This is a genomic window from Granulicella sp. 5B5, assembly GCF_014083945.1.
GTDB lineage: Bacteria > Acidobacteriota > Terriglobia > Terriglobales > Acidobacteriaceae > Granulicella.
The window spans coordinates 1,586,330-1,610,946 of record NZ_CP046444.1 but is presented as its reverse complement, the minus strand read 5'-3'; the positions used below and the strand labels follow the sequence as shown (position 1 = coordinate 1,610,946).

The 24,617-nt window shown below is 59.7% G+C and carries 20 protein-coding genes and 1 tRNA gene; 10 read left to right on the top strand and 11 right to left on the bottom strand.

Features of this window, described 5'->3' with window-relative positions; all coding sequences use genetic code 11:
- Window positions 1–37: 37 nt before the first annotated feature.
- The 3 genes from GOB94_RS06785 to GOB94_RS06775 all read right to left on the bottom strand — a co-directional run bounded on the left by GOB94_RS06785 (window position 38) and on the right by GOB94_RS06775 (window position 1,839).
- Window positions 38–343, bottom strand: coding sequence for a hypothetical protein (locus GOB94_RS06785; RefSeq protein ID WP_182278079.1), 306 nt, complete (start codon window positions 341–343; stop codon window positions 38–40).
- Between the two features lie 169 nt (window positions 344–512).
- Window positions 513–929: a DUF4870 domain-containing protein gene (locus GOB94_RS06780; protein ID WP_182278078.1), complete on the bottom strand. Its 417-nt coding sequence runs from the start codon at window positions 927–929 to the stop codon at window positions 513–515.
- Window positions 930–1,071: 142 nt separating this feature from the next.
- Window positions 1,072–1,839, bottom strand: a complete 768-nt coding sequence (locus tag GOB94_RS06775; protein WP_182278077.1) for a TIGR00266 family protein — start codon at window positions 1,837–1,839, stop codon at window positions 1,072–1,074.
- 269 nt (window positions 1,840–2,108) lie between these two features.
- On the opposite strand from GOB94_RS06775, the gene pyrH reads away from it, so the two are divergent.
- Window positions 2,109–2,813: a UMP kinase gene (gene pyrH, locus GOB94_RS06770; protein WP_182278076.1), complete on the top strand. Its 705-nt coding sequence runs from the start codon at window positions 2,109–2,111 to the stop codon at window positions 2,811–2,813.
- Window positions 2,814–2,978: 165 nt separating this feature from the next.
- Here pyrH and GOB94_RS06765 read toward each other — a convergent pair whose 3' ends face one another.
- The 3 genes from GOB94_RS06765 to GOB94_RS06755 form a co-directional block, all read right to left on the bottom strand.
- Window positions 2,979–4,163, bottom strand: coding sequence for an acyltransferase (locus tag GOB94_RS06765; RefSeq protein WP_182278075.1), 1,185 nt, complete (start codon window positions 4,161–4,163; stop codon window positions 2,979–2,981).
- Window positions 4,164–4,239: 76 nt separating this feature from the next.
- A complete protein-coding gene (locus tag GOB94_RS06760; protein WP_182278074.1) occupies window positions 4,240–4,899 on the bottom strand; it encodes a DUF4230 domain-containing protein in 660 nt (219 codons plus the stop codon).
- A gap of 29 nt (window positions 4,900–4,928) precedes the next feature.
- Window positions 4,929–6,569, bottom strand: a complete 1,641-nt coding sequence (locus tag GOB94_RS06755; RefSeq protein ID WP_182278073.1) for a CTP synthase — start codon at window positions 6,567–6,569, stop codon at window positions 4,929–4,931.
- 155 nt (window positions 6,570–6,724) lie between these two features.
- Here GOB94_RS06755 and GOB94_RS06750 point away from each other — a divergent pair, with 155 nt between their 5' ends.
- The 3 genes from GOB94_RS06750 to GOB94_RS06740 all read left to right on the top strand — a co-directional run bounded on the left by GOB94_RS06750 (window position 6,725) and on the right by GOB94_RS06740 (window position 11,304).
- Window positions 6,725–7,177, top strand: coding sequence for a YraN family protein (locus GOB94_RS06750; RefSeq protein WP_255484315.1), 453 nt, complete (start codon window positions 6,725–6,727; stop codon window positions 7,175–7,177).
- 69 nt (window positions 7,178–7,246) lie between these two features.
- Window positions 7,247–7,756 carry a hypothetical protein gene (locus tag GOB94_RS06745; RefSeq protein ID WP_182278071.1) on the top strand — a complete coding sequence of 170 codons (510 nt, stop codon included), beginning with the start codon at window positions 7,247–7,249 and terminating at the stop codon, window positions 7,754–7,756.
- A 725-nt stretch (window positions 7,757–8,481) separates the two neighbouring features.
- A complete protein-coding gene (locus tag GOB94_RS06740; protein ID WP_255484314.1) occupies window positions 8,482–11,304 on the top strand; it encodes a TonB-dependent receptor in 2,823 nt (940 codons plus the stop codon).
- Window positions 11,305–11,398: 94 nt separating this feature from the next.
- Here the strand turns inward: GOB94_RS06740 and GOB94_RS06735 are convergent.
- Window positions 11,399–11,474 (bottom strand) — tRNA-Ile (locus tag GOB94_RS06735).
- A gap of 644 nt (window positions 11,475–12,118) precedes the next feature.
- Between GOB94_RS06735 and GOB94_RS06730 the strand changes: the two genes are divergently transcribed.
- The 5 genes from GOB94_RS06730 to GOB94_RS06710 all read left to right on the top strand — a co-directional run bounded on the left by GOB94_RS06730 (window position 12,119) and on the right by GOB94_RS06710 (window position 16,816).
- Window positions 12,119–12,787, top strand: coding sequence for a response regulator transcription factor (locus GOB94_RS06730; RefSeq protein WP_182278070.1), 669 nt, complete (start codon window positions 12,119–12,121; stop codon window positions 12,785–12,787).
- 648 nt (window positions 12,788–13,435) lie between these two features.
- Window positions 13,436–13,963 carry a Rab family GTPase gene (locus GOB94_RS06725; RefSeq protein WP_182278484.1) on the top strand — a complete coding sequence of 176 codons (528 nt, stop codon included), beginning with the start codon at window positions 13,436–13,438 and terminating at the stop codon, window positions 13,961–13,963.
- The gene (locus GOB94_RS06720; protein WP_182278069.1) at window positions 13,944–14,450 is read left to right on the top strand and encodes a hypothetical protein; all 507 of its coding nucleotides are present in this window, start codon (window positions 13,944–13,946) and stop codon (window positions 14,448–14,450) included. Before GOB94_RS06725 ends, GOB94_RS06720 begins: the two co-directional genes overlap by 20 nt.
- A 191-nt stretch (window positions 14,451–14,641) precedes the next feature.
- Entirely contained in the window at window positions 14,642–15,232 is a 591-nt protein-coding gene (locus tag GOB94_RS06715; protein ID WP_182278068.1) for a hypothetical protein, read from the top strand.
- 30 nt (window positions 15,233–15,262) lie between these two features.
- On the top strand, window positions 15,263–16,816 hold the full coding sequence (locus tag GOB94_RS06710; RefSeq protein ID WP_182278067.1) for an OmpA family protein: 1,554 nt from the start codon (window positions 15,263–15,265) through the stop codon (window positions 16,814–16,816).
- A 233-nt stretch (window positions 16,817–17,049) separates the two neighbouring features.
- Here GOB94_RS06710 and GOB94_RS06705 read toward each other — a convergent pair whose 3' ends face one another.
- The 4 genes from GOB94_RS06705 to GOB94_RS06690 all read right to left on the bottom strand — a co-directional run bounded on the left by GOB94_RS06705 (window position 17,050) and on the right by GOB94_RS06690 (window position 20,938).
- Window positions 17,050–17,421: a response regulator gene (locus GOB94_RS06705; RefSeq protein ID WP_182278066.1), complete on the bottom strand. Its 372-nt coding sequence runs from the start codon at window positions 17,419–17,421 to the stop codon at window positions 17,050–17,052.
- A 169-nt stretch (window positions 17,422–17,590) separates the two neighbouring features.
- A complete protein-coding gene (locus tag GOB94_RS06700) occupies window positions 17,591–18,547 on the bottom strand; it encodes a UDP-glucuronic acid decarboxylase family protein (protein WP_182278065.1) in 957 nt (318 codons plus the stop codon).
- Between the two features lie 3 nt (window positions 18,548–18,550).
- Window positions 18,551–19,981 carry a UDP-glucose/GDP-mannose dehydrogenase family protein gene (locus GOB94_RS06695; protein WP_182278064.1) on the bottom strand — a complete coding sequence of 477 codons (1,431 nt, stop codon included), beginning with the start codon at window positions 19,979–19,981 and terminating at the stop codon, window positions 18,551–18,553.
- Window positions 19,982–20,335: 354 nt separating this feature from the next.
- Window positions 20,336–20,938: a YceI family protein gene (locus GOB94_RS06690; RefSeq protein WP_182278063.1), complete on the bottom strand. Its 603-nt coding sequence runs from the start codon at window positions 20,936–20,938 to the stop codon at window positions 20,336–20,338.
- Between the two features lie 457 nt (window positions 20,939–21,395).
- On the opposite strand from GOB94_RS06690, the gene GOB94_RS06685 reads away from it, so the two are divergent.
- A complete protein-coding gene (locus tag GOB94_RS06685; RefSeq protein ID WP_182278062.1) occupies window positions 21,396–24,392 on the top strand; it encodes a protease pro-enzyme activation domain-containing protein in 2,997 nt (998 codons plus the stop codon).
- Window positions 24,393–24,617: the final 225 nt, after the last annotated feature.

Below are 24,617 nucleotides of genomic sequence, written 5' to 3'. Positions count from 1 at the left end.
CCCGATAAAAAACATTTGCATGTTGTCCCACTTTGCGTCAGGCGCGCTCGCGTATCACTCCGCCAGACTCTGCGCAACGTGGCTCACCACCGGAATCCACAGCGTCGTCCCCTGCGCTGCCATCACCAGCGCTAGCGCCCACACTGACATCATCCCCATCGTATAAATAAAGCCCACCCACCAGCATCGGCTTAAAGTGCGAGTAGTGCAGCATCACCCGCCCCGCGATCGCCAGCGCCGTCAACACCACGCACTGCATCGCATGGAAGCGCACAAACGGATTGCGCCGGTACGGCGTTACGCCCAGCAACACCAGCGCAGGAATCACTGTCAGATAAGCCACCGCTCCCGCAACATGGGTGCGCCAGTGGGTACTTCGTGGTGCTGTATCTCTCAATGGGGCCGCTCACAGAGCCATCCACGAACAGCGCAATCCCAGCCGCGCCCCTGTGGCTCAACTCTTCTTGTATCACGCCCGCCGTGAGCGGCCAGCTGTGAGAGAAGCCGTCTGCCTACGCCGCGTACCCTGACTGCTCCGAGGCAAACTTCCCAATCACCGGCAGCTTGAACGCTCCCCCCTGCGACGCCTTCAGAATGCAGATGATCCACACCACCAGCATCGTCAGCATCCCGACGATGTAGATGATCCAGCCCAGAATCGGGATCACGGCAATCACGCCCAGGCAGAACCCGCAGATCGCAAGACCCAGGCACTGGATCGAATGGAACTTCACAAACGGCTTGTCCTTGTAAGGATCGATCAGCAGAAAGAGGATCGCCGGAATGATCGTGATGTACGCGAGCGCCCCTGCGGCGGTATCGCTCAACCCACTTGCCTGTGCCGGCGGAATATACTGCGGCGGTGGTGGAACCTGCTGGTAGCCCTGCTGCTGCGCCTCGGGTGGGACGCTTCCCATCTCATCGCTCATGGCACAACTCCTTATCAGGTCGCGCAGTCGTTACGCTGCCGCCGCGACTCGCAATCGTTGTACCACAGCAAAGCTCCGTTGCCGCGCAAATATCTCGCAGTCAACGGAGCCGCCTATAGCGTCGTCTGTCGACGCTTCGCTTTTATCGGTTGTTGTCGAACATGCTGCCCACAATCCCGCCCAGCACTGCGGCGGTTCCCACATTGCGCACACCCTCGCCGCGGTTCTGCGGCAGGTACGGCTCCAACGCATGAGCGAGGTTCGACAGCGGCAGCGTCTGCAGCCATACGCGTCCCGGCCCGGTCAGTGCAGCCAGAAAGATCCCATCGCCGCCGAAGAACATATTGCGAATGCCCTGTATCCGCGTGATCTGGAAGCTCACGCAGCTCTGGAACGCGCCCACATGCCCCGGATGCACTCGCAGCGTCTCGCCCGGCTGCAGGTCGCGGACGACCACTTCGCCGCCCAGCTCCAGCCAGGCCGTGCCCACGCCGCTCACCTTCTGCAGCAGAAACCCATCGCCGCCAAAGATGCCCGCACCCAGCGACTGCTGAAAGCCCACACCTAGCTGGATTTGCGGGGTCGCGCACAGGAACCCATGCCGATGGATCATGATCTCGTGTCCCGGCCCGATCTCCAGCGGCACAACGTGCCCCGGAATCTTCGCCGCAAACGCCACCTCGCCCGGATACCCTTGCGCCGTGTACTCGGTCATAAACAGCGTGCCGCCACCGGCCACGCGCTTGATCGCGCCAAAGAACCCACCACCGCCCGCCATCTGCGTATGCGTCGTCATGGCGATCGTCTGCCCCATCCAGCTCAGCTCGCCGGCCTCGGAGATCACACTCTCACCCGGCTCCAGCAGCAGCTCCAGCACAGGCATCGTGCTTCCAACAATTCTCGATTGCATCGTCGTTGCATCCTCTCGCGGCGAAGTCGGCGTATCAAAACACGCCCATCGCCAAATATCCTACGCCCACCCTCGCCCAAAAGTTCCTTGCTCCCTCTGACGGGTGGCCCATCCTTTCCGGCCTCATCGGAAAGGGTGGGGTATCGCGCAACGCGCGAGAACGGGCTGCCTGGAACCCGTAATACATCGCATCAAAAGAACGAACCACTCTCCTATTCCCGATTCCCTAACCCCTAACCCCTGCATCTCCTAGTAAACTCAACAAGGATATGTACAAGCGCGTTCTTCTCAAGATCTCCGGTGAAGCCCTGGCCGCCGGCCGTGGCTTCGGTGTCGATGCCGTCTTCATCAACGCAGTCGCTCAGGAGATCGCCGATGTCGCTTCCTCTGGCTGTCAGGTCGCCATCGTCGTCGGCGGCGGCAACTTCTTCCGCGGCGTAGCCGAGCAGGCCATCCACATGGACCGCGTCGCCGCCGACCACATGGGCATGCTCTCCACGGTCATCAATGCCATCGCCCTGCAGGACGCCATCGAAAAGACTGGCCACTTCTGCCGCGTCATGTCCGCCATCGCCATGCACCAGGTGGCCGAGCCCTACATCCGCCGCCGCGCCGTCCGCCATCTCGAAAAAGGCCGCATCGTCATCTTCGCCGCCGGCACCGGCAACCCCTACTTCTCCACCGACACCGCCGCCGCCCTCCGCGCCATGGAGATCAACGCCGACGCTCTCCTCAAAGCCACCTCGGTCGACGGCATCTACTCGGCCGACCCCAAGAAGGACCCCACCGCCGTCAAGTTCGAAGAGATCACCTATATGCAGATGATCCAACTCGGCCTCAAGGTCATGGACATCTCTGCCGTGTCGCTCTGCAAGGACAACAACCTGCCCATGGTCGTCTTCTCCATGCGCGAGCGCGGCAACATCCTCAGGGTCATCCAGGGCGAAAAACTAGGCTCCCTCGTCACCGCCTGAGCGTCGCTTATGTGTACTGGCGGGGATACCCTCCCCCCTCCCTATGTAGCAGAGGTATCTAGCGGAATCAGTCACTTACGGGGTGATCCCGGGGTTAGGTGACTGATTCTATTGCGGTTGCGCGTATGATATTGCAGGGTAAAGGGTTATAAGCCTGCGCCGATTTTATCGCCCAGCCTGTGCCGCACGCCGGCGCTTCCACCAGTTGCCGATGGCGATCTGGCACGGATGCTCCACCCACTTCCGCACTGCCAGCGCCAGCAGTACCACAAACACGTAGCTGATCCACGGATCGAAGCGCGCCACATGCAGCTTCTCTGGAACGTGATGCAGGTGCAGCAGGATGAAGACGTTGAAGTGCAGCAGGTACAGGCAGTAGGTTGAAGCCCCGATCGTCACCAACGGACGGATGGAGAACACGCTCGCCAGCGGACTCGGCCCGGAAAGCCCGAGGATCACCGCCGCAAACAGCGGCGTCAACAGGCCGCCATGGATCATGATGTACGGCAGCCGGTCGGTCAGGTGATACGCCGTAAACCACACTGCTGCAAAGCCCGCGACTCCAACAATCATCCGCGACCGTGCCGACAGCTTCGCCGCCTCATGCAGTCGGCCTAGAGTCAGCCCGGCAAGGAACGTACACAGATACGGCAGCGGGGTGTACTTCAGGAAGTCGATCCAGAACCCGCCGCTGTAGCGGTCCGCCGGCCCGGGCAGATGGTCCGGATTGGTGAACACATAGATCGTATGCGGGATGAGTCCGACTGCCCAGAACCCGATCACCAACGCCAGCAGCTTCCATGAGTTCTTCGGCCACTTCAACCGCAGCAGATAAGGGAACATAAGGTACAGCGCAATCTCGCAACTGAGCGTCCAGCTCACCGTGTTCCAGAACGTCGCCAGGTGAGGGAAGAACCCCTGTATGAGGAGGGGCGTGGCAATCGCGCCCATCCAGAACTCCGTATGCGACCGCGCATGCCACTCCACCACCAACATCGGGATCGAGATCAGCATGGTGAGCAGGTACACCGGATAAAGGCGGCTCAGCCTCGCTACCCAGAAGTCCGCCACATTCACGCCGCCCGGTCGGTCCGCATAGTTGTACGACAGAATGAACCCGGAGATCAGGAAGAAGAAGCTGACGAACACATACCCGATGTCCACGATCGGATACAGCGAGAACGGCCCCCACTGCAGCCCGCTCGGTGTGAAGTGGAACAACAGGATCGTCAGTGCGAGCAGTGTGCGCAGGCCTGTCAGTGCAGGCAGCGCCGGCTTCCGCACAAACGGCGCGGGTTGCAGAACGGCGGCGGGTTCTCCGGTGGAGGTGGGTGCGGTAGCGATCGTCATGCGCACTCTATTCGATGAGGATTTCTGTGCGCTGGGTGACAGCCGGAGGCTGAAATGTTGCGGATTCGTACTTTCTTCACTGGACCTCGACGTGCGCGAAGCCAAGTCCCTGCAACATGGCAGCAATTGTCGTCCGCGCATTCTTGGTCGCGACATCGAGAATGCCGTCGCTCAACGCTGCCTGCTGCAACTGGCCCTGGGCCTTCACGCGGGTCTGCGTCTCAAGGTTTGGGTCGGCTTTCACAAACAGCCCGGTCTCGCGCGTATAGACCCGCGAATGACCGTTGTCGATCGTGGTGAGAAACACCTGCGATGGCGGCAGCGTGATCTTGATGTCGCGTTCGCCGCCATGCTCCGTGATCACGACGTTCTCCGGCTTCAACTGGCTCATGTCGATGCCCGCAATCGTCTGCCCTTGGACGATCATCAACAGGTGGTCGCCCGCCAGCGCATCTGGCAGCACGGGGCTCGACTCGTCACTCTCGACGACCGTATCGAGCGTATAAACAGCCGTCTCCAGCCGGTTCAGCCGCTGCACCCGGTCCACCACCGCGCGGTCCGAGATCACATTCATCGGCTCGCCCGTGATGTACGACGCCAGCTTGCCCGCAAGCCCAACCCGTGCACGGTGCACAAACACTCCCAGCAGCGTAGCGCCAAGCGCCAGCGACACGATTACGCTGAACAGCGTCCCCGAACTGCGTCGTCCTGAGTGGTAGTCATACTGCATCGTCATAGTGGGCCCTGCAGACAGAGTACAACCAGTTATGCATTCATCTTGGCGTCAACGGCGTCCTTCGCCGGCTTCTGTCCGCGGTTCGCATAGCTAGCCTTCACGAACGCATGGAACAGCGGATGCGGCTCGAGCGGCTTGGACTTGAACTCCGGATGGAACTGGCAGCCGAGGAAGAACGGGTGCGACGGGATTTCGACGATCTCTACATATGTTGCGTCCGGGGTTGTGCCCGTCAGTCGAAGGCCACCGCCCGTCAGCACTGCCTCGTACTCACGATTGAACTCATACCGATGGCGATGACGCTCGCTGATCTCCGTCGAGCCATATGCCTTCGCCGCGAGGGAGTCCGGTTCCATCACGCAGGTCCATGCACCGAGGCGCATCGTTCCGCCCATCTCTTCCACGCCGGTCAGCTCGCGCAGCTTGTAGATGATGCGGTGCGGCGTCGCCGGATCGAACTCGCCGGAGTTCGCCTTCGTCAGTCCGCAAACATTGCGCGCGTATTCAATGCACGCCGTCTGCATGCCCAGGCAGATGCCGAAGTACGGCACATGCTTCTCTCTCGCATACTTGATCGCGTTCAGCATCCCTTCGATGCCGCGTTTGCCAAATCCGCCGGGAACCAGGATGCCATCAAAGCCCGCCAACTGCGACTCATAGCCCTCGACCTCAAGCCCCTCGGCTTCCACCCAGGTCACCTTCAGCTTCAGGTTCTCCGCCAGCGCGCCATGAACGAGCGACTCCTTCAGCGACTTGTAGCTGTCTTCGTACTCCACATACTTGCCGACGATGCCAATCTCGACCGTGTCCTTCGGGTTGTAGGAGCGGTGCACGATGTCCTGCCACTTCGACAGGTCCGCATCCTTCGCGTCAATGCGCAGATACTTCAGCGCAAGCCCGTCTACGTTCTGAGCAGCGAAGTTCAGCGGCACCTCATAGATGCTCGGCACATCGCGGGCTACGATCACTGCAGCCTGCTCCACATTGCAGAACGCGGCGATTTTCTCGCGCATGTCGCGAGGAACCTCGCGGTCAGCACGGCACAGCAGGATGTCCGGCTGAATACCGATGGAGAGCATCTCCTTCACCGAGTGCTGTGTCGGTTTGGTCTTCAGCTCCTGCGCCGCCGCGATCCACGGCACCAGCGTCACATGCACAAAGCAGGTGTTGTCGCGGCCCAGCTCCTGGCGCATCTGGCGGATGGCCTCGAGGAACGGCAGAGACTCGATATCGCCGACCGTGCCGCCGATCTCCACCAGCGCGACGTCGCAGTCTGCGCCGACCTTGCGCATGGCATTCTTGATCTCGTTGGTGACGTGTGGAATCACCTGCACCGTCTTGCCGAGGTAGTCGCCGCGGCGCTCCTTGGTGATGATCTGCTCGTAGATGCGGCCGGTGGTCAGGTTGTTATCGCGGCTCAGCTTGGCGTGGGTGAACCGCTCGTAGTGGCCGAGATCGAGATCGGTCTCGGCGCCATCGTCGGTGACGAAGACCTCGCCATGCTGGAACGGGCTCATCGTGCCCGGATCGACGTTCAAATACGGGTCGAACTTCATCAGGTTCACGCGCAGACCGCGCGCCTCCAGCAGGCAGCCAATCGAGGCTGCAGCCAGTCCTTTTCCTAACGACGACACAACACCGCCGGTCACAAAGATGTACTTTGCTGACATAGCCGCGACCTCTTGAATGGAATGTTTGGGTTGTGCTCGGTGTGCACAATCAAGTATATCGCAGACGTTGTGGAGATTCACGCTCAAACCGTGTAGCCCGCTGAGGCTGCCCGGGTTATCCTCCGTGCATGGGTCCCGCTGAGCTTACCCTTGCATTGGAACGACGCAGCTACACATGGCTGCGCGCATTGGCCGACCGCCGCAGCCTGCTGCCGCCGCATCTGCTGATGGGTGAGCGCGGGGAAGATGCTGCATTCTTCTACCTGCGCTCGTTGGGCTATACCGTTGTTGGGAGGCGCTGGCGGTCCGAGCGGCTGCCCGGCGATCTCGACCTCATCGCCTGGGACGGCGCGACGCTGGTCATCTTCGAGGTCAAGACTCGCGGCTCGCGTGGCATCGCTCCGGCGGAGATGGCCGTCGACGAGGCCAAGCAGGAGATGCTGCGAAAGATGGCGTCTGCCTACGTCCGCCAGATTCCGGCACTGCATCGCGCTGGCCTACAGGTCCGTTTCGACGTGATTTCGGTCTACTTCGATACGAATAAGCCCGTCTTCGAGCACCGCCGCGACGCGTTTCCACGGTTCGAAGCGGTGTGGCGTAGACGCTAGAAGTGTTATGAGCAGCCAAATCTGCCCTTCGCGGTGTCTATGATAGTGGAAAGAGAGGAACTCACCGCTGTGACCCTGCTGAATGCTCCTGCCTACGATCCGCGCCGCGATAACCGCAACCGCAACATTCTCATCGTCGCCGCTTCCACCATCTTCCTCCTCGTGGTTCTAACGCTGGCTGGCTATATCGCCGGTCATGGGTGGTTGTTCTCCAACCTTGGGTATGAGCATCGTGTGGATGAGTTCTTCAATGCGTTGCAGGCCAAGGACTATGCCAAGGCCTACGGCATCTACAACGCCGACCCCGACTGGCAGCAGCATCCGCAGCGCTACATGGACTATCCACTGCAGCGGTTTACCGAGGACTGGACGACCCATAGCCCGGTCAATGCGCCGATTACCTGGCACCACGTGGACATCTCGCGCACGGACGGCAGCGGCATGTTCGGTAGCGGAGTGATCGTAGCGGTACGAATCAACGGGGACCACCCGGTCTTCATGTACGTCAACCGCAAGGACAAGACTATGACCTGGCCAGCGATCCACGAGCTGCAGTACAAGTACAATCCGGGCAGCTAGCGGCAGGGCCACTCCCTCCCTATGTAGCAGAGGTATCCAGCAGAATCAGCCACTTACCGGGTGATCCCCGGCGTAAGTGGCTGATTCTATTTTGGTTGTGCGCATGATATTGGAAGCAAAGGGGATGCGCCGAACGGCGTGAGATACGTTTGCCTTAACCCGGTGGAAGTTCCCCTATTTCCAGTATAGCGAGCGGCGCAAGGAATCATTCACTTTCTTCGGCTCGTTTAGTTGTTTATTTTGTGTAAGTTGAAGCTTTCTTTGGGCAAATTGGACTTGACAGCATGATGGCCTGTCTGCGGGCTTGCCGAACTGACCCATCCTGGTGCCGGCCATTTGCTATTTAAGTTGGCTGACCGGGCCTCGACTGTGAACAGTTCGTTACAAACTGACCGGTCTGTCATCTTCGTATCAGAAAACCGTAAGGGATTCACAGCAACTAGAGCCGTTCACACTCCTCTCATCCAAATTTCACCGCGCTCTCACGGAGCCTGCGAACCTGCCTGACAAAGTAATAGGCACCGGTGTATCTGCTGAGCCGAAAGTGAGCACGACGAGATCCGATGGGCCGCCTGATTGGGGTCCATCGAAGAAAGGTCTCAAGGTGCCATGCCAGTACTGCGCCCTGAAGAGGGCAGTCCGTGAAGCTCCACTCTGCATACAGGCAACTGAAAACGCAAGCACAAGGAACCCCTAAGAGGGGTCAACAGAAAAGGAATGTCGAAATGATGATTCGAAGTGAAGGCGGCCAGCCAAATCCCCGGACAGCGCTGCAAAAGCTGCTTACCGTTGCGGGCGCAAGTTTGTTCCTGCTCTCCACCACGTTGATGCATGCGGCTCCGGCGGCCGCACAGCCGCATGCAGGCATCGGCCATGCACACGGCGCGCAGAACGCGGGCGTGCTGCAGGGAACCGTCTCTGACGCCAAGGGCGGATTGATCGCCAAGGCGAGCGTGACCGTGCGCGATGCCAACGGGCACAGCAAGACGGTGACGACTGATGCCGAAGGCCACTTTGTGATCAACGGACTCGCGCCGGGCGCGTACACCATAGTCGCGGTGGCACCAGGGTTCAGCGCAGTGATCAAGAACGGCGTGGGAGTCAGCGACAGCGGTGCGCAGGTAGCGTTCACGCTGCCTATCGGCGCCGCGACGACGGACGTTACGGTGGATGCGGATCAGACGCACTCGGTAGCGGCGGCGCTGGCCCCCATGGATGCGCTACTCTCGGAGACCTCGGCGCGCACCGAGATCACCTCGACGATGATCAAGAACTTCATGTCGCCGGTGGCTGACTTCGGTGAGGCCGTGGAGATGGCTCCCGGTACCTTCACCACCAACGGCAACGGCGTCGGCCTCGGTCAGTCGAGCACCTACTTCCGCGGCTTCCCGGATGGCGATTACGACATCGACTTCGATGGCATCCCGTTCTATGACACCAACACGCCGACGCACCACTCCTGGGCGTTCTTCCCGGCGCAGTTCCTAGGCGGCATCGACTTCGATCGCTCGCCCGGCACGGCCTCGACGATCGGGCCCACGCCGTTCGGCGGCTCCATCCACCTGCTCTCCAAAGAGCTCTCGCCGCTGCAGAACGTGCGCGCAACCTTCTCCGGTGGGTCGTTCAACACCTACCTCTATGACGCTGAGTACGACTCGGGTGCTTTTGGCCCGGGCGGCAAGTTCAACACGAGCATCGACGTGCACCACCTGCAGAGCCACGGCTACCAGAGCCTGAACAACCAGACGCGGAACGCCGGCGCGATCAAGCTGCAGTACCAGCTAAGCCCAAGCACCACGCTTACCGGTTTTTCTGGCGTGATCTGGCTGGACGCGAACACGCCGAACTTCAACGCCACGCGCTGCCAGATGTACGGCGTGGGTGCTGGCTATAGCTGTCTTTCCACGGTATCGGGCGCAACGAATGTGCTGCTGCCTTACACGGGCGCGGGCATCAACTTCCTGCTTACCAATAACTCTGACCCGCTGTTGTACCTCGACGACCAGTACAACTTCTACCACGTGCCTACGGACTTCGAGTACGTGCAGGTCCACAGCGACTTGGGCAAAGGCTTCACGTTCGACATCAAGCCCTACACCTACAACTACGACAATTCGGAGTACTACGCGAAGGCGACCACCATCACGGACGCTACCACGATCAACGGCTCCAAGACCTACATGGGGCTGAAGATCGCTCCATGCGACGTCGACGCGGTCAGCACAGTACAGGGCATCAGTGTGGGCATCTATCCATGCGCGGTGGACAAGTACAACAGCTACCGCAAGTACGGCGAGACCTCGCAGCTCTCGCAGGTCTCCAAGTACGGCATCCTGCGGGCCGGTATGTGGTACGAGTGGGCCAATACAAACCGCCGCCAGTATCCCTCTGACCCCACGAACAACCGGGTCGATTCGCCGTTGCCGAACTTCTCTGAGACGTATGTAACGGACTCCTATCAGCCATTCGCTGAGTATGAGTTCCACCTCGGTTCAAAGTTCACGGTTACGCCGGGCATCAAGTTTGCGTACTACACCATTGGCACGAAGCAGTTCGCCGATAACGGCGGCAAGATTGGTCCTCTCAACGGCAATCCATCCACGTTTATCACGAATGGCGGCAGCTACTTCGCCACATTGCCTTCGGGCTCGGTCAACTACCGCATCAAGAACAACTGGTCGGTATATTTTCAGGGCGCGACCGGCAGTGTGGTTCCGCCGTCGGCGGTGTTCGACTTCAACCAGGGCACCGATGGTGTTCCGGTTGCGACGTTGCCACAACAGCAGAAGAACCTTACCTACCAGGGTGGAACTGTTGTGAAGCTGAAGCGCGTTACATTCGATGCGGATGTCTTCCGCATTCACTTCGACAACACGTACTCCTCGTTTACGCCCATCTCGACAGGGGAACCCGTTTACTTCCTTACGCCGAGCACCAACACCACGGGCTTTGAGGCTGAGAGCAACATCTACCTCATCTCCGGCCTCAGCCTTTACCTCAACGGCAGCTACGACAACGCCGTCTACTCGGGCACTCTGAATCAGAGTTGCACCTCCGGCACCGCGGGCTGCGCCTCAACGACAGCGCAGTACACCTTCACCGCACCGTCGGGCCAGCATGTAGCGCAGGCTCCTTCGGATATTGAAACTGAGGGCCTGACCTACCAGCACAAGAGCTGGGACATCGGCATCTTCAACAAGCGCGTCGGTATGGAGTATGAGGACAACGGCCAGTACCACAACCAGTACACGGTGGCCCCGTTTACGCTGACCAACGCGAACATCAACTACACCATCCGCGAAGGCCGCTATGCGAACACCAAACTGGCGGTGAGCTTCAACAACCTCTTCAACAGCAGCAACATCACCAGCGTGGCTCTGGCAGGAAAGCCTGTAACGGAAAACGTTGCGGTGAATGGCATCACTTACACCGACCCGTTCAACACCAACGGTCAGACACCGATCAACGGTCAGGATGCAGTCAGCATTCTGCCAGCACGCAGCATCATGCTGTCGGTGGTCTTCGGGTTCTCTCCGAAGTCGCACTGATTCAAATCTCGATCCTCCACACCCCGTCTTGTCGCTGCAGCACAGCGGCAGGACGGGGATTTTTCTCTTTACGTGGGAGGGGCGAAGAGGGAACTGGTGGGCCCGGAGGGATTTGAACCCCCAACCAAGGGATTATGAGTCCCCTGCTCTAACCGTTGAGCTACAGGCCCTGCAATGACGGGCGTCGGATGGATGAGCCGTTGCATGACCAGGATGTCGCTGTAGCCAGCAACCGCATCAGGTCGAACGCAGACACGCTCGGCTCACCGAACCTGATAAACATTGTATGGTGTAGCGGGTGAAGGACAAAGTCGGAGGCATTGCGTCGGCGTAAGCATAGATCTCGAACTCGGAGAAGTATGCTCTGTAGACCGCCGTGGCCGCGTTTGATAGTTGCGCGAATGGTATCTTCGCCAATACCAATCCCAACTGGGGCTGCACGCAAGAAACAAGCCGGTCTTCCGCTGGAGCCTCAGTTCCCCAGCGGAAGACCGGCTTGGCCTAAAGTGGAAGACAGGGATCCTCCATAGGCATAATCGGAAATCGGAAAGTGCTTCTGACACGTGAAATCCCTGACGTGCAGCAGGCATACATAGAAAGGACCACCGAATAACTCTGCTTCAGAGCGGTTCTTGCAAATACAGGTTAATGGCAGCGCCGCGGCGTGAACAGGAGGGTTTTTATCCACCCACTCTGCGTATGACAGAGCGGGTGGGATGTCTGCATAGGTTCGGCTAAGGAGCTAGCATGGAAGATCCATGACTCATAGGCGGCAACTGGTAAACCGCGGGATAGATCGTTATGGTATTGAGTTATGGATCACCCACTGACGCCTCATTTCTCTAAGCAGCCCGAAGATGTCACGTTAGTAGCAGCCGGACTGACGAGGAGATCGAGAGAGTTTGTCACGCAATCACTGCCTGAGTGCCACATCCTCGAGTCGAAGCCGGATTCATGGCGAACCGTGCGCTTCTGCAAGCTGGTGGGCTCAGTGATACTCATCGTCGACGTTGAATCGCTCGAACAACTGGAATCGGAGCAGGTCCCTGCGGTCGAGTACCTGTCCACGGTAGAAGTTCTTGCGCTGAGCAACAGCTCTCACAACGACGTCTACAGAGTCGCGCTGCTTGCGGGCTGCTCCGGCGTACTCGCCCTCGATGCGCCGCCTCAGCAGTTGCGCGCTGTGATCACTGCAATACAACGCGGAGACCTCTGGTACCCCAGAAACGTTCTGGCGGCTCTGGCCCGCCAATGGATGCTGGACCAGAGCATATCTCGCAAGAAACTTACAGAGCGTGAAGAAGAAATTCTGCGCCTGCTCGGCATGGACAAGAAGAACCAGGCGATCGCCGACGAGTTGTTTATCAGCCGTGAAACGGTGCGCTGGCATCTTCGCACGCTCTACGCGAAGATCGGTGCTAACAATCGTTCGGAGGCGCGTCAATATGCGCTCAAACACCAGCAGAACATGGGTGCTCGCTAAGCTGGGTCCTGAACGCATCGACTCTTCGAGGCCACAACAACCCTGAGTTGTGAGCGTCCTGTCGCTTCGCGGATGTGACGGGGGGTGGGGTAAAACCACCCCTTCCACTCGATTTGAGGCGATGTAAACTTCATGCAGCAATTCGCCGTGCGTTCAAAGCAGAGAGCACATCGCAATAGGGATCTGAAGATCCAGGTGGTATTCGCTGAAGCAGGATCGAGCTGTTCTTCAACTCGGAGTTAATGCCGACCCCTGACGATGCGAACGAGGGGTTGTGCGTCCGATGTACTCAGAAGCTTTTCTGAGTACATCGGTTATCTGCACATCATCGGGTTCAGGGCGCTCGCCGCCTGCGGCAAGCCGAGCGGACTCGCGTGATCGCTTATTGTGAAGGTGCTACTATTTGTCTCTGCCAGCTTGCAATAATATACTGCGATATACCGGTATAGTGTTTATGTAAATGGCTTTAGCAGAAGCTCTTCGAAAGCGGAATAGGAATATATGTCGAAGAGCTTTCGCCTCCTGGAGACTTTCATTTACGAACTTCTCAGTCGCCGTGAGAATACATGTCGACGTAACTTGCATGAGGATCTCCTCACTTAAGAGGGAGAAAAGGATCGGTACTTCGTGATACCGCCCGCAAAAGCCATGGTTGTTCAGAAGAAGATCTGCCTGATCGGTGAGTTCAGCGTAGGTAAAACAAGCTTAGTGTCACAATTTGTCGATAGTATTTTTTCGGAAAAATATCACACAACCGTCGGAGTCAAGATCGATAAGAAGCAGTGTTCTATCGGTGGCTCCCAGGTGAATCTCGTGATATGGGACCTGGCTGGTGAGTCTCCGCTGAAAACTCTGAAGCCTTCTCAGATTCTTGGCGCCTCCGGCTTTCTGCTTGCCGCGGATGGCACTCGTCCCGACACTGTGGACCTGGCCATCGCACTTCAGCAGAAGGTCATCCAGATTCTAGGCCCCGTGCCATTCATCTTTGCCCTGAACAAAGCCGATCTGGTGGCTGAGTGGAGCCCGAGCATGGAGGAGATCACCGAGCGGCTCACTCAACGAGGGTGGGACGTTCGCATCACCAGCGCCAAGACGGGCCAGGGTGTTGAGAAGATGTTTCTCGATCTCGCTCAACGCATGATTGAAACCAGTGGTGATGGCAATGCAGGCCACTGAGCTCGACTCTGAGGAGGGGATTCACGCACTTGATCGTATGCTCTCTTCGATCGAGTATGTCCTTCTGGAAGAAGTAGAGGGAGATCTGTTTTTGGCGAAGGCGACGCCCCCCTGGTTCGATTGTCTTGCAGACCTGGGCCTTGGCCGGTCTGTAATGGCCCGGCTCCCGTTTCTCGAATCGTTCCTGCCAGAAGCCCATGAGTTCTGGCAGCAAGCCGTGAGGGACAGTCACATCCAATCGGACTTCTGGACCCAGAACAATATCTACGGGAAAGAGGTCCATCTGCTTGCTTATGCCTTGTCTATGAATGGGCGCCGATTGTTACTCATCCATCCTGACGAGGAGCTATATAAAGAGCAGGAGTCATACCAGACCTATATTCACGAAAAGACACTACTCTGGAAGGCCGTGAGGCGTTTTACATTTGGTCGGCCGGAGACGCCGCCGAAACTTACTGAAGATTCGGTGTTAGAACATAAGGTGTAGTCAAGTTATTCAGATACCAATATAGGCCCGGCGGTCGATGGAGAGTAGGTCCGTCTTGACGAAGGTTATGCGCATCATAGGAAATATGCCTTAAAATCAGTGAATTTGACAGGACCGGCTGGAGGCTGAGGGGCAAAGTCTTCTACACTTTGATAAAGCAGCTTTGAGTTGAAACGGAAATGGACAGGACTATGTCGGAGTTCAGTACCAGCACGGAGAGCATTCCAGCCGAACACGATGCGGCCACCTCTCAGGAGCATGCTCCTGAGGCGGCGGCGAGTGTCGACAAAATTCGTGACATCATCTTCGGATCGCAGATCAAGAACTACGAGACGCGTTTTCTGCGCCTCGAAGAGAACCTGAATCGAGAGACGGCCGAGTTGAAAGAGACTATGCGCCGGCGCTTCGAGTCGATCGAGGCTTTCTTCAAGAGCGAGTCCGAGGCCCTGGCAGCCCGCCTCAGGGGCGAAAGAGAAGAACGTACCTCCTCGCTCACCGATCTCGAACGAGACATGAAGGAGAGCCACACTAACTTCTCCAAACGCCTGAACGACATTGACGCTAACGCGAGAGATGGCGATAGTGCGCTTCGGAAAGAGTTGATGACCGAGTCGAGGAAGCTGCTCGATGAGATCAGCCAGCACCACGACAGTCTCCGCTCCTTGATGGAGATGCGGGTCTCGGAGCTGCGCACGCAAAAGACGGACCGTGCTTTCATGTCCGATCTTTTACGCGAGATGGCGTCACAATTGGACCATGAAGAAGCTTCCAAATCTGAGTAACGGAAGAGTGCCATAACGGCAAGGGGCAAATTGACTCAGCCTGAAGAGCAGCGGTCATCTCAGAACGAGTTCGTCGAACTCCAGAACCTTCTCCTCGGAGATCAGCTTCGCCAACTGGAGGAGCTGCGCCGGAGGCTGGACGATCCCAACCTGCGATCTCAGGAGACGAGCAAGATCTTCGTGCAGGCCTTGTCGCTTTCTGTGCAGGCCGACCGCCGGCTACAACCCACATTGCAGCCGGTGGTTGAAGAGGCGCTGCGTATCTCTGTCGAGCGGGACCCGCAGCTTCTGGCAAACGCACTCTTTCCCATCGTCGGACAAGCGGTGCGCAAAGCCGTCGCTCACTCGATGCAGCAAATCTTAGACTCCCTGAACTCCGTTCTGGCCAACGGATTCTCCCTCGAGCGTTGGGGCTGGCGCATCGAAGCGCTGCGGTCTGGCAAGAGCTTCGGAGAGATTGCTCTGGCGCGCAGCCTTACCTACCGCGTCGAACATGTCTACCTCATCCATCGAAAGACAGGACTCCTGCTCGCCGAATCCAGCAGAGACCCGGACCTTCTCGGCGACCCAAGCCTCGTCGTCGGCATGCTCACAGCTCTGCAGGACTTCGTTCGCGATTCCTTCACGACGAACAAGCAGGACGATCTCGAAGTCCTGCACATCGGGGAGTTCAAGGTCTGGCTCCTGCACGGGCCGCTCGCGATTCTTGCACTGGTTGTAAGGGGTCAGCTGCCGCCTCAACTGGAGGCAGCTTTTTCCGACCGGATTGAAGCGATCAACGAGACGTTTCGCCCGCAGCTTGCGTCGTTCGAAGCCACAGGGCGGCCAATCGCAGGCATTGATGCTCGGCTGGATGACTTTCTCCTCGGAACGGCCAGCGCCGCGGCCCCGTCGTATACAAAGCCTAAGGTCGCGGCGGGCCTTGTCCTTACTGCTGCGCTTGTCGCTGCGTTCTTCCCTCTGTGCGCCGGCATCCGTTGGCACAACTATCTTCGCGCCCTCAAGGCCGAGCCTGGCGTCGTTGTGATCGACGCGCATCGTGGCTGGTCAACGTTTTCCCTCGCCGGACTGCGCGATCCCATGGCGGCTGATCCATACTCTCTGCTGGCGAAGTATCACCTCTCACCGTCGAAGGTGAACGAGCAGTGGGGTCAGTACCTATCGCTCGATCCGCGGTTCGCGGGTGCGCGCCGGCTGCGGGACGAAGCTGCATCGCTGCATAAGCAAGCCGTCTACTTTGAGGAAGACGCTGCTGACATCCCGATGGGGCAGCTTCCCGTTCTGGATACGATCGGCGACCAGATGCGTGCGCTGATCGCTGATGCGACCGCGCAGGGAAAGCAAATCCAGATACAGGTGGTTGGGCATACCGACAGGACCGGTTCCGAAAGCCGAAATGCCGAAGTCAGCCAGCAGCGTGCGCAAACCATGATTGCGTTGCTGGGTGCTCGCGGTATCGATCCGAAGTATTTTTCGGCCATGGGCCTTGGTCACGCAGCGCCGGATGGACCTGGCGCCGACGCATACGAGGACTATCTTGACAGAAGAGTTACCTTCAACGTTCTTCTGGATGGCAAACAGTAATTCAGTTGCAATAAGAGAACAGTATCGCGCAGCTCCAATTAGCCTTCATCTTGTTGGCTGGCCTTGTGTGCGGTGCTCCATACCTTCAGCTCCAGCTCCGATAAACCTCGCATCTGTGGATTCGGAGGGCTTCCTCTTCCGCACTCCGGACAGAGAACCAGGATGGATGAAGGGCAGAGGGCGCATCGTCTCCACACGCAAACCGTTTTGGTGCTGGACATCGTATCCATGGCTTACATCAGATGAGTTGGCGTGGGCTCGGTGCACGTCTTCAGCAGGCGCAGGAGCGAGCGCCTGTCCGTGCCTTTTTCATAGAAGAAATGGGCTGCGACACCGACTGGTACTTCAATCCCGGAATAGGAGCCGCTCATGGCGATCACCTTGACCGTGGGGAAGCGATGCCGCACCTCTCGAATCAGCTCCTCGCCGGACATCCCAGGCATGCGCAGGTCGGAGAGCAGGACGTCCGGCGTATTCGTCTGCGCTTCGGCAAGAGCTGAAAAGCCCTCCTCCACCGATCGAACTTGGTATCCGCTTTCGATGAGCAGCGCGGAGAGGGACTCTCGGACCAAACTGTCATCGTCAACAATCAGGACGTTAGCCATGGAGTTCAGCAACCTCTCTGTCTTCAAATCACAGCTTCTGGCAGTAGCTGTCCTTACTCTAGGCAGCGCCTGCGTCTGTGAACAGGAGGGTTTTCGTCCACCCCCTGAAGGGAGCAACGTTCAATGGCGATGAAGTTCAGTTGGGCCGCTTCGGCGTTAGCGTGCCGCGTTACGCGTGCGACTGCTCCGCCGCGACACACGTGCGGAAGTAGTCCAGCGAGAGCTCAAGCCCCTCGCGCAGGGAGACCGTTGGTTCCCAGCCGAGCAACTGGCGAGCGAGGGTGATGTCCGGCCGCCTTCGCGCGGGATCATCCTGCGGCAGCGGCTTGAAGACGATCTCCGCCGTGATGCCGAGCAGCGACTGGATCTCGCGGGCGCACTCCAGGATCGTCCACTCGGTCGGGTTGCCGATGTTCACAGGCTCGTGCTCGTTCGACTTCGCAAGCAACAGGATGCCAGCGATCAGGTCCGAGCAGTAACAGAAGCTGCGCGTCTGCGAGCCATCGCCGTAGATGGTCATCGGCTCGCCACGCAGTGCCTGCATCAGCAGGTTGCTGATCACGCGGCCATCGTTGGCCTGCAGGCGCGGGCCATAGGTGTTGAAGATGCGCACCAGGTGCGTGTTCACGCCGTGATAGCGATGGTAGGCACTGACCGCGGCCTCGGAGAAGCGCTTCGCCTCGTCATAGACAGAGCGCGGCCCGATGGGATTTACATTGCCCCAGTAGCTCTCCACCTGCGGATGCACCTCGGGGTCGCCGTAGCACTCTGACGTGGAAGCGTGCAGGTAGCCCGCGTTGTACTTCTTCGCGAGTTCCAGCGTGTTCAGCGTGCCGGCCGAGCCCACACGCAACGTCTCGATCCCGAGCCGCATGTAATCCACCGGGCTGGCCGGCGAAGCGAAGTTATAGATGTAAGCGACGCGGCCCAGGTCGAACGGCGTGCAGATATCGACCTGCTCGAAGCGGAAGCGCGTCTCGTTCTTCAGATGGGCGAGGTTGGCCAGGCTGCCGGTGGCGAGGTTGTCTACGCCCAGCACATGGTGGCCTTCGGCCAGCAGCGCGTCGCAGAGATGAGAGCCGAGAAAGCCCGCTGCGCCCGTAACAAGAATCAGGGGATCAACCATAGTTTATGCACCCACCGCCGTGCTCTCCGGCAGCGGGTTGCGTGCCTCACGCGAGGGTGTTGCGGTGGGCCGGCCGATGCTGAGGTAAGTGAAGCCATGCTGCAGCATCGTCTGCGGGTCATACAGATTGCGGCCGTCGATCACGATGGGATAGCGCAGCATATCGTGCAGGCGCTGCAGGTCCAGCTCACCAAACTCCGTCCAGTCGGTCAGGATCAGCAGCGCGTCAGCGTCTCGGGCTGCATCTTCAACGCTGGTGGCGTAACGCATCTGCGGGCTGGGAGGCAGCTCTGTGGCAGCGCGCTTCATCGCCGCCGGATCGTAGGCCACTACCATGCTGCCCTCGGCCAGCAGCATCTCCACAAGGTCAACCGCCGGGCTCTCGCGGATGTCGTCCGTCTCTCCCTTGAACGCAAGTCCCAACACGGCAAGCCGTTTGCCGCGCAGCGTCCATAACGCCGAGCGCACTTTGGCTAGGAAGCGCTTCTTCTGGTTTGCGTTGATCTTCTCGACCTCGCTCAGCAGGTTGAAGTCCACGCCCATCTGCTCGGCGACCGAGCGGAACGCCGCGACATCCTTCGGAAAACACGAGCCGCCATAGCCGATGCCCGGCCGCAGAAACTTCGGCCCAATGCGCGAGTCCAGCCCAATGCCCCGCGCGACCTGCTCCACGTTGGCATCGGCCGCCTCGCACAGGTTGGAGACCGCATTGATGAAGCTGATCTTCAGCGCCAGGAAGGCATTCGACGCATGCTTGATAATCTCTGCGCTCTTGGTCGAGGTCATCAGCGCCGGCGGCGGATGGTGGTCCGAGCAGTCACCCGGAACGCAACTCGGGTGCGTATAGTAGCTGCCGCTGGTCAGCGGCGCATATACCTCGCTCAAAAGCGCGGCTGCGCGGTCGCTGTCTGCGCCAATCACAATCCGGTCCGGGTGCAGGAAGTCTTCCACCGCCGTGCCCTCGCGCAGAAACTCGGGGTTGGAGACGACATCGAAGTCCTCGCGGCGCACGCCGTTGCGCTCGATCACACGGCGAATCCACTCGTTGGTGTACACCGGCACCGTGCTCTTCTCCACGACCACCTTGTAGCCGTTGATCGAGCGTGCAATCTCACTCGCGACGGCCTCCACGTACGAGAGATCGGCATCGCCGGTCTCGGATTGCGGCGTGCCGACCGCGATGAAGATCACCTGGCAGGTGCGTGTGGCCTCGGCAAGGTCCGTTGTAATCTGCACACGGTTGTTGCGGTAGCGGTCCAGCAGTTCAGGCAGATGCTGTTCATGGATCAGGGTATCGCCGCCGCGTAGCGCCTCTACCTTGCTCTCATCGTTGTCGACGCAGATCACATCGTGACCCATCTCGGCGAAGCACACGGCTGCCACCAGGCCGACGTATCCCGAACCCACCACGGCTATCCGAATTGGTTGACTCATACTTGTCCAGGCAAAATAGATCGGGCCGGAGAGGTCTCCGTACCCGGCATGACACCATCGCAGGCTGTCCGGCGTAAGGCGGCGGTGTTGGTTCGATTATAAATGGGGTTGCTGGCCCAACCCCAGCCAGGAGAGCGCATGAGAATCGCGATGTTTGCCCCGCTGCTGGGGGGAGGCCTAGCTCTAGCGGCGCCTGGCCACGGTCATGGTTCAGAGGTACGATGAAGCGTGTGCGTGTCGGCACTGCTCAAGCGTTCGACTCCGGCCTCTTCCGGGGGCGAACGCCCCTGAGAGAGCATCCTACCTGCCTGCGCGGCAGCACTCCGGGTTGAAGACGCGAACCTACCTGCTGGCCTACATCTTCACCGCTTCAATGTCGAGCTCGATCCGCACCTCATCGCCCAGGGCGGCATCGCCGCTCTTCAGGGTGCCGTTCCAGTTCAAGCCGAAGTCCTTGCGATTGAGCGTGGTATGGGCCGTAAAACCCCGATGCAGGCTCTTGCCGTCCATGCCGGTCTCCTCTTTGCCGGGAGCATCCAGTTGCAGCACGACGCTCCTGGTCACGCCATGCAGGGTCAGGTTGCCAGTCACCGCATAGCCGTCTTCAGCCTTTGCCACGTTGGTGCTCTTGAAGGTCATGGACGGATACTTGGCGACCTCGAAGAAGTCTGGGCTCTTCAGGTGGGTGTCGCGCGCAGCCACGCCGGTATCCACGCTGGCGACGTCGATCGTCGCATTGATGCTGGACTTCGTCACATCCGCCGCGTCAAAGCGGATCACGCCGGAGACCGCGCGAAAGCTGCCATGCACCGTACTGATCGCCATGTGCCGGATCGCGAAGTCGGCCTCCGAGTGTGTGTTGTCGATCTTCCAGTCCGTCGTCTGCGCCCTGGCTCCCGCCACGCCAAGGGCCAGCACCACGGCCGCCGCCACTCCTGCTACACGAATACGAATCATTCTCTTCACTCTCTCCTGGACTGCTCAAGCCGATTGGCTTTGGGTACGATACTCCTTTGGACGGGGCCACCTGGCATCGGTTCCATAAAATCCCTGTCACCCCATGCAACTCCCCGCCCTCCCGAATTGGGCTCATGAGCAGTCAGCCGCGCAACTCTGGGACATCTTCCGTGTTTATCCTCCCACAGATCTTCGGAAGGCGCAGTCGTGTCTGGCTCGTCCAGCAATTGCGCTGTAAACTCAGGCGTTGTAAGCCACGTCTGAAGTAGGTACTTAGTTGTCCAGAGATGCGTGTGCGGTTACCACGGTTGCGCCGTTTCATGCGGTCTCTGTCGTTCCGGGCTCCACTAACCTCGCCGCAGGCCGTTTGTGCCTGCGCCGAACTGCATTCAGGACCAAGTTCCAACCCGAACCCCCTATGACAAACCTCCATCGCATTTCCCAGAGAAACGCGCCCTTGACGACGATCTCCTCCTGCTTGCGCGCCGCCCGCTTTGTGGCGGCGTTTGCCGTCTTTGCGACCCTTGCCGGAGCTAGCTCCACCGCGTTCGCCAAAACGACGCAGAAGGCGCTGCCCGACCGCCTCTCCGGGCCCATCGACAACGGCGCCCGCGCGCAGTTGACTGGCTCCGCACCGCCGCGCGCCATGCACTCGACCGACCTGGGCAACGTCTCGCCGGACATGCCGTTGGAGGGCATCAGCCTGATCTTCAGCCGCACCGCCGCGCAGCAGGCTGACCTCACCCAGCTCCTCGCCGACCAGCAGAACCCGGCCTCGGCGCAGTACCACCAGTGGCTCACGCCCGCGCAGTTCGGCGCCCGCTTCGGCATCTCCGACAACGACCTGGCCACCGTCGAAAGCTGGCTGCAGGCACAGGGTTTCAGCGTCGTCAACGTCTCGCCCAGCCGCAACCGCATCACCTTCTCCGGGCCGGAGTCCGCGGTCGAAGCGGCCTTTGGTGCACCGCTGCACTACTTCCGTGCCACCTCCGGCGGTATGACCGCCACGACCGACACGCGCACCCACATCGCCCCCGCGCACGATCTCACGCTGCCTGCTTCGCTCAGCGGCATGGTGCTTGCCGTCCGCAACCTCTCGGACTATCGTCCGCAGTCGCACACCATCAAGCGCCCCGCTGCTAACTTCACCTCTTCGCAGACCGGCAACTTCTTCCTCACGCCCAAGGACGTCGCGACCATCTACGACATCAACGCGGCTTACAACCTCGGCTACTACGGCTCCGGCCAGACGATCACCGTCGCCGGCGAGTCCGCCGTATCACCCACGGACATCACGAACTTCCAGACGGCCGCGGGCGTTGCCAGCAACATCCCTGTCCTTACGCTCATGCCCAACACCGGTTCCTCCGAAACGTTCACCGGCGATGAAGCCGAGTCGGACCTGGACCTCGAGTATTCCAGCTCCATCGCGACCAAGGCGACCGTAGACTTCCTCTACACGGGCAACAGCCCCTTCTATGCCGTCTTTGACGCGGTCCAGTACGCCATCGACACCGATCTCGGCAACATCATCACGTTGAGCTACGGTGAGTGCGAGCCCGATCTCGGCCAGGCAGCCTTCAACTCCTTCGAGTCCTACCTGCAGCAGGCCGCCGCGCAAGGGCAGACCGTCATCAACTCTGCCGGCGACAGCGGTTCCTCCGGCTGTTACGGAGACGGCAGCTCGACCAGCAATCAGGAGCAGCTTGCCGTCAGCTATCCGGCTTCGAGCGCCTACGTCACAGGCCTCGGCGGCACGGAGTTTCCCACGGCCGATCTCACCAATACCTACTTCACAGCCGCTACCACCACAGACACCATTAGCTCAGCGAAGTCCTACATCCCCGAGGTGGTCTGGAACGATGACGCGGCGATACTCGCCCTGATCAACTCAGGACAGGCCTCATCAGGCACCATCCCCATCTCGTCCGGTGGCGGCGGTGTCAGTATCTACGAACCGCGTCCCGGCTGGCAGAGCGGCACCATCGGCGGCGCGGCACTCCCCGCCGGCTCCAACCGCCTTGTGCCGGATGTCTCTCTCGACTCGTCGCCCAATAATGCGGGTTATCTCTACTGCTCCAGCGATGACGGCTCGGACGGCACAGGCGTCACAGGTAGCTGCTCCACCGGCTTCCGCGGTTCCGACGGCTCGTCGCTTACCGTTGCAGGCGGCACCAGCTTCGCTGCACCCATCTTCGCGGGCATGGTCGCCATCATCAACCAGGCCAAGGGCTACACCGCAGGCCAGGGTCTCATCAACCCCACGCTCTACTTGCTGGCCGCGAATACGACGACCTACGCGTCCGCATTCCACGACATCGTACCCATCACAGGCAATGCAAATAGCAACGCCTGCGTCGCGGGGGCAACCTACTGCGGCTCAGGCGCGCAGACCTCCAGCTACGCCACCGCAACCGGCTATGACGAGGCCACCGGTCTAGGCTCCGTCGATCTGGCGAACCTGATTCAGGCATGGCCAACGGCAACTGGATCGTCGTCTCTGGCTGCATCCATCACGGCGGTTACAGCCAACACTCTCACGCCGTCTACCAACACGGCCGATAACATCACAATCAATGTGTCTTCCAAAGCCGACTCGGGTGCGACTCCTACCGGCACCGTCGCAGTCACCGACAACGGAACGGCCGTTTCGGGTTCGCCGTTCACCCTCTCAGGCGGAACCTACTTGTATTCCTACCAGTCCTCCACGACCGGGCTACACCGGCTGATCTTCACCTATTCCGGTGATGTAACGTATGCGTCCTCTGCCAACACCCAGATCATCAACGTCGGCCCCAGCAGCTTTACGGTAACCGCCTCGTCCCCCACCGTCACCGCGGGCTCATCCGGTACGGTCACGGTCACCGTCACGCCGACGAACGGTTATAGCGGAACGGTCTATCTCCAACTCGGCGGCACGGGTGAAACGTCTGCTGGCGTCAGCATCGAAAACACGTGCGTCTCCGGCTCTGGCGTTGTCACCATTCCGTCCGGCTCCACTTCGCCGCAGCAGACAACCTACACCTTCGATACCAGCAGCTCTGCCTGCAGCGCGGCTGGTATCGGCACCTTCCGTGCCACTCCCGCAGCCCGGCACATCGCGCTGAACGCTCTGCCCGGCAAGCCTGGCCCCGCTCCGTCGAAGGCCCCGTGGCGCACAACGTCGCTGGCAGCGTTGGCGGGTCTTACACTGGTTGGCAGCTTCCGCCGCCGCCTGCGCCTCAACCGTGCAGGACTCATCCTGGTCCTGGTGCTGACCATGGGTTTCTCCGGCTTGGCACTCTCCGGCTGCTCCAACGGGGCGCAGGGCGCGAGTGGGAACGCTGGGGGAACAACTACCACTACTACAAACGCCTCCCCCGGAACGTACAACTTCATCGTCTACGCTTCGGACAGCATCTACCACAACATCAACAACGGAAACGGCGCGGCTTTCACTGTTACGGTCCAGTAGAACCACCTCGCAGCACGCAACGGAAAGGGCATGGCTTCGGCCATGCCCTTTCCGCTGCTCATGTCCCGAGCGGGCTCATTTTCCTGGCTCTGCCTGTCCCGGGATGGGGCACGTTGGGTCAGGCTGTAGGAGCGTCCCTTTTCTCCACATTTCCACCCCGGAAATCGCTCGTTTGCACCGTTCCTGCACCTTGCGTCCGCGACTTGCGCGCCGTACCCTTTCTTC